The organism is Citrobacter sp. wls613, assembly GCF_005281195.1.
Classification (GTDB): Bacteria; Pseudomonadota; Gammaproteobacteria; order Enterobacterales; family Enterobacteriaceae; genus Citrobacter; species Citrobacter gillenii.
Genome location: NZ_SZXN01000053.1, coordinates 41245 through 50873, shown reverse-complemented (window position 1 = coordinate 50873; position 9629 = coordinate 41245). Strand labels below are relative to the sequence as shown.

Here is a 9629-nt window from a genome sequence, read left to right as displayed (position 1 = left end):
CGCCAGCGGCGGGCAGTGCTGATGCAGTTCGGCAATAAATTGCGCTGCGTCTTCGAGCAAACGCACCACCACCCCGTCGCCGTCGTTACAGACGTCGCCATGCAGCTGTAGCCGCTGCGCCAGTTGCCAGACAAAGGGTCGGAACCCAACGCCCTGTACCTTACCGCGAATGCGCAGCTCTACACCGGAGTGGTTGCTTAGTGTCATGTTGAATTCCCGCGATCGTGTATCCCTGAAACATCCCTTTGCCGGATGGCGGCTTCGCCTTATCCGGCCTACGTGTTATTGCCCTGTAGGCCTGATAAGCGTAGCGCCATCAGGCAGGTATTTTACGCGGATTTTGGACAATCAGAACAGCAAAGATGCGGTGGAGTCCAGTGCCGCACGACGGCGTTTTTCCGCGCTCAGCTGCTCCAGTTTATTGCGATCGACATAAATCAGCGCATGCGTCGGGCAGACTTCCATACAGGCAGGACCGGCTTCGCGATGGTGGCACAGGTCGCATTTGTTGGCTTCGGCTTTTTCAGCACGCACGTTCAGACCCGCGCCGCTGTTACGAATAACCGGACGGACAACCACTTCCATTGCGCCATAAGGACAAGCGACCACGCAGGTTTTACAGCCAATGCAGCGTTCCTGCATCACGTGGACAAAGCCTTTATCGCGGCTAATTGCACCGTTCGGGCAGACGTTGGCACACGGCGCATCTTCACACTGACGGCACAGCGTCGCGGTAGAGACGTTAACGCCTTTGATCACGTGAATGCGCGGTAAAAAGGTTTCAGGGGTCAGCGATGCGCAGTCCTGGTTATCCTGATGGGATACCACGCAGGCCACTTCACAGGTACGGCAACCAATGCATTTATTGGCGTCTGCAATGATGAAACGGTTCATCAAATTCTCCAGCAATGACAGATTATCTGCCGAAGCATTCATAAATCGTGCCAGAATTTAATGCACTGTTATTAAAGGGTTTTTATTTTACTTCGCTGCAAAAATGCCTGTCATCGTCACTAGTGACGATGACAAATGACAGCATCAGCGTGAAAGTGTCGGGGCAAGAGAGGCGCGAGGGATAAGCTCGCCGGTAAAGTTTTTCGCTGGCGTAAAGGCTCCGCCGTCCAGCATAAAGATCAGGCGTCCTATGGTTTCCTGGACCATCTCCGTGACCGGGATTTTGACGCTGGCAAGCGCCGGAATGGTGTACGGCGCAAGGGCTATATCATCGAAACCAATCACCGACACCTGCGCGGGAACATTAATGCCCTGCTCGTCCAACTGCTTCATCGCGCCAATCGCCATATCATCATTGCTGGCCACCAGCGCGGTGAAATTCACCTTGCGTAAAAGTAAGGTTTTAACGCCTTCAGCGCCACAGGCTGGCGTCCATTTACCCTTCACAATCAAATCATTATTCAACGGAATGCCGTGCTGCGCCAGCGCGTCTTTGTAACCGGAAAGTCGCTCCACGCCGGTGGGCGAATCCATTGAGCCGCTGATAAAAGCAATCTCGGTATGCCCGGCGCGAATCAACTGCGTGACGGCATTAAAGCTGGTCTGTTTTTGATCGCACCAGACGCAGTGGCTGGTGTTTTTACGCAGGCGTCGGTTAAGCACCATAATGGGCTGGGCGTGTGCATCGATAATCTCATCGATGTCATCCACACTGAGAAAACGCGGATAGATCATGACAGCATCACAGCGCAGGTCGAGCAGATATTGAATCGCCTGACGCTCTTCCTCGGCACTATGTTTACCGTCGGCAAGCAGAAGCTGGCGTCCTTTATCCTCCGCCATACGCGCAGTGTGAAATAGCAACTCGCTAAAATAAACGCCGTGATACAGGGTGTTGGTCACTACCAGACCCAGCGTCTGCGTGCTCTTCGCCGCCAGGCTGCGCGCCAGCAAATTGGGACGATAGCCACTCTCTTCAATAGCCTGGAACACGCGGTCTTTGGTCTCCTGGCTGACGTAGCCGTTCCCCGAAAGCACCCGGGAAACCGTAGCTTTCGACACGCCAGCACGCTTCGCCACTTCCAACATCGTGGTCATCTTACTCATCCCTTTTCACGCAATGTGACGCAGTGTACTGCACCGTTTCACCGCTGTCCTTGCTGCTCAATCGCAGAACGCGTTATCTGGTGATCGTAGTCACAAATACAAAAAATGATCAAAATATAATCTTGTATAAATAGCATAAATTAAACATGATTTTGTGGAACCGGTTTCCTATCAATGTTTCATCATCACCAACATGAGACGAAAATAAACGGTAAGACATTACCTACCCTACTGATAAAACAGGATTAAATCCGATGTCTAAAAATTATGCAGCGCTGGCGCGCTCGGTTGTGACGGCTCTGGGCGGCGTCGAGAACATCACCGCAGTAACCCACTGCATGACCCGTTTACGTTTCGTTATCAAAGATGATTCGCAGGTCGACAGCGCCACGTTAAAAACGCTTAATGGCGTACTCGGCGTAGTGCGTAGCGACAATCAGTGCCAGGTGATCATTGGTAATACCGTGTCCCAGGCGTATCGCGAGGTCGTCAGCCTGCTGCCGGGCGATATGCAGCCCAGCGAACCCGCAGGCAAACCCAAACTGACGCTCAAGCGTATTGGGGCAGGGATCCTTGATGCGCTGATCGGCACTATGTCACCGCTGATCCCGGCGATTATCGGTGGATCGATGCTGAAACTGCTGGCAATGATCCTCGAAATGACCGGCGTGCTGCAAAAAGGCTCCTCGACGCTGACGATCCTGACAGTGATTGGCGACGGCGCATTCTTCTTCCTGCCGCTGATGGTCGCCGCCTCTGCCGCCATTAAATTCAAAACCAACATGTCGCTGGCTATTGCTATTGCGGGCGTGCTGGTGCATCCGAGCTTTATTGATCTGATGGCTAAGGCCGCACAGGGCGAGCACGTTGAGTTCGCGCTGATCCCGGTCACAGCGGTGAAATACACCTACACGGTGATCCCGGCGCTGGTCATGACCTGGTGCCTGTCGTACATCGAACGGTGGGTGGATCGCATTACGCCAGCCGTAACCAAAAACTTCCTGAAACCAATGCTGATCGTGCTGATCGCCGCCCCGCTCGCCATCGTCTTAATTGGCCCGATTGGCATCTGGATCGGCAGCGCGATCTCCGCGTTGGTGTACACCATTCACGGCTATCTGGGCTGGCTGTCGGTGGCCATTATGGGCGCACTGTGGCCGCTTCTGGTGATGACCGGCATGCACCGCGTCTTTACCCCCACCATTATTCAAACCATTGCCGAAACCGGTAAAGAAGGCATGGTTATGCCGTCTGAAATTGGCGCCAACCTGTCGCTGGGTGGATCTTCTTTAGCGGTCGCCTGGAAAACCAAAAACCCGGAACTGCGTCAGACAGCGTTAGCCGCGGCGGCCTCCGCCATTATGGCAGGGATTTCCGAGCCGGCGCTGTACGGCGTGGCGGTACGCCTGAAACGTCCGCTGATTGCCAGTCTTATCAGCGGCTTTATCTGCGGTGCCGTAGCCGGGATGGCAGGACTGGCAAGCCACTCGATGGCTGCACCAGGTCTGTTCACCAGCGTACAGTTTTTTGACCCGGCCAATCCGATGACCATTGTCTGGGTATTTGGCGTCATGGCGCTGGCGGTAGTGCTGTCGTTTGTCTTAACGCTGCTGCTCGGCTTTGAGGATATTCCCGTCGAAGATGCGGCCGCGCAGGCCAGAAAAAATCAGGCTGCGCAGCCGGGAAATATCAATGGCGCCAGCATCTGACGGATACTAACTGAGGTTTATTATGTCTGTTTTTCCGCAAGGATTTTTATGGGGCGGCGCACTGGCCGCCAACCAGTCTGAAGGGGCGTATCGGGAAGGCGGCAAAGGGCTGACTACCGTGGATATGATCCCCCACGGCGCACATCGAATGCCGGTTAAACTGGGTCAGGAAAAGCGCGTTCAACTGCGGGATGACGAGTTTTATCCCAGCCATGAAGCAATTGATTTTTATCATCGCTATAAAGACGATATCGCCCTGATGGCAGAAATGGGGTTCACGGTGTTTCGTACCTCAATTGCCTGGAGTCGGCTCTATCCGAACGGGGATGAACTGACGCCAAATCAGGAAGGCATTGATTTTCATCGCTCGGTGTTTGACGAGTGCAAAAAGTACGGTATTGAGCCGTTGGTGACGTTGTGCCACTTTGATGTACCGATGCACCTGGTCACCGAGTATGGCTCCTGGCGTAACCGCAAAATGGTGGAGTTTTTCACCCGCTACGCCCGTACCTGCTTCGAGGCCTTTGATGGTCTGGTGAAATACTGGCTGACGTTCAATGAAATCAACATCCTGCTGCACAGCCCTTTTTCCGGCGCGGGACTGGTGTTTGAAGCGGGTGAAAATCAGGATCAGGTGAAATACCAGGCCGCGCACCACGAACTGATTGCCAGCGCACTGGCAACCAAAATCGCCCATGAAATCAATCCGCACAACCAGGTCGGGTGCATGCTGGCGGGTGGAAACTTTTACCCCTACTCGTGCAAACCTGAAGATGTGTGGACCGCGCTGGAAAAGGACCGTGAAAACCTGTTCTTTATTGATGTACAAGCGCGTGGTGCTTATCCCGCCTACTCAGCCCGCGTGTTTCGTGACAAGGGCGTAGTGATTGAGAAAGCCCCGGAAGATGACGACATCCTGAAAAATACCGTCGATTTTGTCTCCTTCAGCTATTACGCCTCGCGCTGCGCCTCGGCAGAAATGAACACCGGCAACACCAGCGCCGCCAACGTGGTAAAGTCGCTGCGCAATCCGTACATTGCAGCCAGCGAATGGGGCTGGGGCATTGACCCACTGGGTCTGCGCATCACCATAAACATGATGTATGACCGCTACCAGAAACCGCTGTTTCTGGTGGAGAACGGACTGGGGGCAAAAGATGAAATCGATGCCAACGGCGAGATCAACGATGACTATCGCATCCGCTATTTACGCGACCATATTCGCGCCATGGCAGACGCCATTGAAGACGGCGTGCCGCTGATGGGTTACACCACCTGGGGCTGTATCGATCTGGTTTCCGCCTCCACCGGCGAGATGAGCAAACGCTACGGTTTTGTCTATGTCGACCGCGATGACGCAGGCAATGGCACGCTGACGCGTACTCGCAAGAAATCATTCTGGTGGTATAAAAAAGTGATCGCCAGCAACGGGGCTGATCTGGACTGATCGTCGGGCCGGATGGCGCTTGCTATCCGGCCCACATGATCACCCGCCACAAACATCCTCCCTTCCTTCCCGTTTCATTTTTTACATTCATTTTTCTGGATCGTCATTCCATTCTGCGGTTTGCTGTCGCGCATTATTACTGGCATTTTATTCAGTAGTTTTTACTTTTCACCGTTCGTAACAAGGAAACGTTCATGTCTACTGATAATGTTCAAACACCAATGATTATCGCCAAACCCGTGCGTCGTTTAAAAGTGGGTTACGTCAGAAGACGCTACGAAGATCGCCGTACCGGATTCACCCTGCGTATCAGTCGACACGCCTCATTAACGCTGAATGGCGACTGGCTGGAACAGGCGGGTTTTCCGACCGGCACAGAGGTGAATGTTTCGGTGATGCAGGGGAAATTAATTATTGAGCAGGCAACTGAATAACGGCTGGATATGTAAAGGCGGAACAGGCCGGATGCCGAGCGTGGCTGACATCCGGCGCTGGGAATGCTTACTCTTCTGGCGCTTCTAACTCAGCAAATCCGCCATGGCCTTCCCAACCGGCTAATCGCTGATACACGGTCTCGACCGCCTCTTTGATTGGCTGTGTCATCGGGTAATAAAAGCCGACAATATCCGGTTGAATGCCGAGGAAAATCACCTCGCCAACATCCTCTTTGAGCTGATCAACCAAATAGTTCAACGGCATATTATGGGTGGTCATCATGAACATCTCGGCAATATCATCGGGATCGATAATGCGGATCTCGCCGGGATTGAGTCCCATGTCAGTGGCATCAACAATCAGCAGACGTTCCGGGCGCAGTTCGCGGATCGCGACGATGTCATTTTCTGGCGCACTTCCGCCGTCGATGACCACCCAGTTGCCTTTAGGCTCAGCCGCGCACATTTCTGCCAGCAGCGGACCCGCACCGTCGTCACCCATCATGCTGTTGCCGACACACAATAAAACGTCAGTCACGGTGTCTCCTCACCATCAGATAGATGGCGCTTTCCTGGTGAATGTCATGCAGCATGCTGAGCACCAGCTTGCTCCATTCCTGCTGCTGCGGCGTTTGCGCGGCGAGCGCGTCATCAAACGCGCGCGCCAGCATCTGCACATGGTTAAAATCGATGACGATTTCACCGTACTTCGGTACGCCTTCCATCTTACGGCGAGCTTCGCTTCCTTCGGCAAGCGTGGCAATCCACGCCAGATAGTCATCCCACGGGCAGGTTAACGCCGCTTCCAGGCAGTCGATTATGCCTAAGTGGTGACCAATCGCCAGGCTGTAATAGACAACCTGCTGCGCCTCGGCGGGCGTTGCATCGTTCTCATCAATAAACTTACGGCTCAGTTGACTGAACACCACCGTTTCACTCATCGGATACGCGCCTCTTCTACAACATGATTAAGATGCGTGACGATCTCGGTCAGACGCGGATCGTTTTCCGCTTCCAGCCAGCGCGCCACCTGTTGCTCACCCTGCCCCAACTGATTCATATAGTCATCGGCAATCTGACGACCATAGCGATAACCCGCCAGACGACGTGCTTCGCGATCGACCTTCACACGCAGCGGCTGAACCATATCCGGGTGCAAAATTTCCGCAGGCTGTGCGTCCAGTTCGCCTGGTGCACGTGCGTGAATTTTCTGCTCCAGCAGGCCAAGCGCCATCGCGAAACCGTACAGCGTGGCGGCAGGCGTCGGTGGGCAACCAGGAATATACACATCCACGGGAACAATTTTGTCGGTGCCGCCCCATACGCAGTATAAGTCGTGGAAGATACCGCCGCTGTTGCCGCAGGCCCCATAGGAGATACAAATTTTCGGGTCCGGGGCAGACTGCCAGGCACGCAGTGCCGGAGAACGCATCGCGCGGGTTACCGCACCGGTGAACAGAAGAATATCCGCATGGCGCGGCGACGGAACCACTTTGATGCCAAAACGTTCGGCGTCAAACAGCGGGGACAAGGTGGCGAAGATTTCGATTTCGCAACCGTTGCAGCCACCACAGTCGACGCGGTAAACGTACGCTGAACGCTTGATGCTTTTCAGCAATGACGCTTTCATGCTGGCAATGGATTCATCCACGGTCATCGGGACCGGAATTCCGTTGGCATCACGTGGGCCTAATAAATTGCTCATCAGCTGGCCTCTTTCATATGGCGAGTCAGTTCTATACGGTCAGACGGCACCAGGCATTTCTGGCGCTTACAATCCGGGCAGGTCTCAAAGCCTTCACGGTGATTTTCCGCACGGGAATCACCGTTGTGCTTCAGTAACGCAATGGCGTAATCAATCTCTTTTTGCACCGCAAAAGGACGGTTACAGACGCGGCAATTACACAGAGCAAAACGAGACTGCTGCAGGAAATCTTCTTTCTTCCATACCGCCAGCTCATACTCCTGCGACAGCTTGATCGCCGCCGTCGGGCAGACTTCTTCACAGCGGCCACAGAAAATACAGCGACCGAGGTTGAACTGCCACGCCAGCTCATTGGTGACCAGATCTGTTTCTACTGTCAGCGCGTTAGATGGGCACGCATTGATACAGGCCGCACAGCCAATACACTGCTGCGGATTATGTTCCGGCTTACCGCGGAAGTTTTTATCAACCGCAATCGGCTCCAGCGGATAGGACGACGTTGGTGCCCCGGTTTTGATGACTTTTTTGATAAAAGTAAACATGGCGATTCCTTATTTCAGCGGCGAGTTTTTACGCTCGATGCTGTAGCGCTCAAGTTCTTTGTACGGCACGACTTTGCTTTTCTTCTTACGTACATCGACCACGGTCATACGGTCAGTACAGGAGTAGCAAGGATCGAGGCTACCGATAATCAGCGGGGCATCGGAGACGGTGTTACCGCGCAGCATGTAACGCAGCGTCGGCCAGTTGGCGTAGGTGGCCGCACGGCAGCGCCAGCGATACAGCTTCTGGTTGTCGCCGGTCATGCTCCAGTGGATGTCATCGCCACGCGGTGCTTCGGCAAAGCCCAGCGCGAAGCGGTGCGGAATATAGGTAAAGCCTTCCACCGCCAGCGGGCCGCCCGGCAGGTTATCGAGGCCAAAGTCGATCATGTTCAGCGCGGTATAGACTTCGTTGATACGCACTTTCAGACGGGAAATAACGTCGCAGCCCTGCTCGCTGTGCACTTCCATCGGCAGTAAACCGTAACCGACGAACGGGTGGTCCGCGCGGGTATCACGCGCGTGGCCGCTGGCACGCACCATTGGGCCGACGTTACTGAAGTCACGAGCAATTTCCGGGTCCAGACGGCCAATGCCGACGGTGCGCTGTTCCATGTTCGGCGTACTGAGCAGCATGTCGACCAGATCCTGTACATCACGACGCATCTGCTGCGCCAGCTGACGGGTCTGGATCATGTCCTCTTTCAGCAGGTCACGACGGATGCCGCCGATCAGGTTCATACCGTAGGTTTTACGCGCCCCGGTGAGGATCTCCGCCATTTTCATCGACGTTTCACGCACGCGGAAGAACTGCATAAAGCCGGAGTCAAAGCCGGTGAAGTGGCACGCCAGGCCAAGGTTCAGCAGGTGCGAGTGCAGACGTTCCACTTCCAGCAGAATGGCGCGGATCATCTGCGCGCGTTCCGGCACCACAATCCCCATCGCATTTTCCACGGAGGTGGTGTACGCCGTGCTGTGGGCAAAACCACAAATACCGCATACGCGATCCGACAGGAACGTCACTTCGTTATAACCCATACGGGTTTCCGCCAGTTTCTCCATGCCGCGGTGGACATAGAACAGACGGTAGTCGGCGTCGATGATGTTTTCGCCATCAACAAACAGGCGGAAGTGACCTGGTTCATCGGAGGTGACGTGCAGCGGGCCAATCGGCACCACGTTATTTTTCTTGTCACCCAGTTCGTTGATGAACTCGTAGGTTTCGGCATCGGTAGTCGGCGCCGGGCGCTGACGGTAATCCATGCTGTCTTTACGCAGCGGATAGAGTTCGTCCGGCCAGTCATCCGGCAGTACCAGACGGCGTTCGTCCGGTAACCCTACCGGGATCAAGCCGTACATGTCGCGTACTTCACGCTCGCCCCAAACAGCGGCCGGTACGCGCGGCGTCACGGACGGGAACTCCAGTTTATTGGCGTCGACTTCTACGCGAACGGTTATCCAGCACTTGGTGCCCTGTTCCATCGACATGACATAGTAGACGGCGTAATGACCGCACAGCTGACGTTCGTCGTTACCAAACAGCACCGACAACCAGCCGCCCTGTTTGTAGTAGAGAAATTCAACTACTTCCGGCAGATAGTTGACCTTCACGGTGATGGTCAGCTGATCTTTGGTCTGCCAGCCTTCATCCAGCACCACGCCCGGGAAGCCCTGGTGCAGAGCGGCGAGATAGTGTTGACCTACTTTTTCTTCAGACATGTTCAAACTCTC

At 54.6% G+C, this 9629-nt stretch carries 11 protein-coding genes; 3 read left to right on the top strand and 8 right to left on the bottom strand.

The genetic code is table 11. The annotated features are described in order from the left end of the window. The 3 genes from FDX01_RS23690 to FDX01_RS09250 all read right to left on the bottom strand — a co-directional run. Positions 1-207: acylphosphatase (locus tag FDX01_RS23690; protein WP_249360926.1), on the bottom strand; the 207-nt coding region annotated here is incomplete at its 3' end. Positions 208-348: 141 nt separating this feature from the next. Further along, positions 349-894, bottom strand: a complete 546-nt coding sequence (gene hydN / locus FDX01_RS09255; protein WP_096759340.1) for an electron transport protein HydN — start codon at positions 892-894, stop codon at positions 349-351. Between the two features lie 144 nt (positions 895-1038). Beyond that, positions 1039-2052, bottom strand: a complete 1014-nt coding sequence (locus tag FDX01_RS09250) for a LacI family DNA-binding transcriptional regulator (protein ID WP_115257631.1) — start codon at positions 2050-2052, stop codon at positions 1039-1041. A gap of 263 nt (positions 2053-2315) precedes the next feature. On the opposite strand from FDX01_RS09250, the gene ascF reads away from it, so the two are divergent. The 3 genes from ascF to FDX01_RS09235 all read left to right on the top strand — a co-directional run bounded on the left by ascF (position 2316) and on the right by FDX01_RS09235 (position 5651). After that, the gene (ascF, locus tag FDX01_RS09245) at positions 2316-3770 is read left to right on the top strand and encodes a PTS cellobiose/arbutin/salicin transporter subunit IIBC (RefSeq protein ID WP_137399670.1); all 1455 of its coding nucleotides are present in this window, start codon (positions 2316-2318) and stop codon (positions 3768-3770) included. A gap of 22 nt (positions 3771-3792) precedes the next feature. Then, positions 3793-5217: a 6-phospho-beta-glucosidase gene (locus tag FDX01_RS09240; protein WP_137399669.1), complete on the top strand. Its 1425-nt coding sequence runs from the start codon at positions 3793-3795 to the stop codon at positions 5215-5217. 194 nt (positions 5218-5411) lie between these two features. Beyond that, a complete protein-coding gene (locus tag FDX01_RS09235) occupies positions 5412-5651 on the top strand; it encodes a SymE family type I addiction module toxin (RefSeq protein WP_115257628.1) in 240 nt (79 codons plus the stop codon). A gap of 67 nt (positions 5652-5718) precedes the next feature. Here the strand turns inward: FDX01_RS09235 and hycI are convergent, their stop codons facing one another. Genes hycI through hycE form a run of 5 tightly spaced genes read right to left on the bottom strand, consistent with a single transcriptional unit; the run spans position 5719 to position 9617 of the window. Then, positions 5719-6189 (bottom strand): hydrogenase maturation peptidase HycI, encoded by a 471-nt coding sequence (gene hycI, locus FDX01_RS09230; protein ID WP_117343181.1) that lies wholly within the window; start codon positions 6187-6189, stop codon positions 5719-5721. Next, on the bottom strand, positions 6182-6592 hold the full coding sequence (locus tag FDX01_RS09225; RefSeq protein ID WP_115257626.1) for a formate hydrogenlyase maturation HycH family protein: 411 nt from the start codon (positions 6590-6592) through the stop codon (positions 6182-6184). Before FDX01_RS09225 ends, hycI begins: the two co-directional genes overlap by 8 nt. Next, a complete protein-coding gene (hycG, locus tag FDX01_RS09220) occupies positions 6589-7356 on the bottom strand; it encodes a formate hydrogenlyase subunit HycG (RefSeq protein WP_115257625.1) in 768 nt (255 codons plus the stop codon). The genes FDX01_RS09225 and hycG overlap by 4 nt, the downstream gene beginning before the upstream one ends. Then, positions 7356-7898: a formate hydrogenlyase subunit HycF gene (gene hycF / locus FDX01_RS09215; RefSeq protein ID WP_115257624.1), complete on the bottom strand. Its 543-nt coding sequence runs from the start codon at positions 7896-7898 to the stop codon at positions 7356-7358. Before hycF ends, hycG begins: the two co-directional genes overlap by 1 nt. A 9-nt stretch (positions 7899-7907) precedes the next feature. Then, complete coding sequence (gene hycE / locus FDX01_RS09210) at positions 7908-9617, bottom strand: formate hydrogenlyase subunit HycE (RefSeq protein ID WP_137399668.1); 1710 nt, start codon at positions 9615-9617, stop codon at positions 7908-7910. Positions 9618-9629: the final 12 nt, after the last annotated feature.

What these genes read in the sequence shown, in the direction of transcription:
- hycG (WP_115257625.1), bottom strand. Translation starts at nt 7,356, where the DNA reads ATGAGCAATTTATTAGGCCCACGTGATGCCAACGGAATTCCGGTCCCG.
- FDX01_RS09235 (WP_115257628.1), top strand. Translation starts at nt 5,412, where the DNA reads ATGTCTACTGATAATGTTCAAACACCAATGATTATCGCCAAACCCGTG.
- FDX01_RS09225 (WP_115257626.1), bottom strand. Translation starts at nt 6,592, where the DNA reads ATGAGTGAAACGGTGGTGTTCAGTCAACTGAGCCGTAAGTTTATTGAT.
- hycE (WP_137399668.1), bottom strand. Translation starts at nt 9,617, where the DNA reads ATGTCTGAAGAAAAAGTAGGTCAACACTATCTCGCCGCTCTGCACCAG.
- FDX01_RS09250 (WP_115257631.1), bottom strand. Translation starts at nt 2,052, where the DNA reads ATGACCACGATGTTGGAAGTGGCGAAGCGTGCTGGCGTGTCGAAAGCT.
- hycF (WP_115257624.1), bottom strand. Translation starts at nt 7,898, where the DNA reads ATGTTTACTTTTATCAAAAAAGTCATCAAAACCGGGGCACCAACGTCG.
- hydN (WP_096759340.1), bottom strand. Translation starts at nt 894, where the DNA reads ATGAACCGTTTCATCATTGCAGACGCCAATAAATGCATTGGTTGCCGT.
- FDX01_RS09240 (WP_137399669.1), top strand. Translation starts at nt 3,793, where the DNA reads ATGTCTGTTTTTCCGCAAGGATTTTTATGGGGCGGCGCACTGGCCGCC.
- ascF (WP_137399670.1), top strand. Translation starts at nt 2,316, where the DNA reads ATGTCTAAAAATTATGCAGCGCTGGCGCGCTCGGTTGTGACGGCTCTG.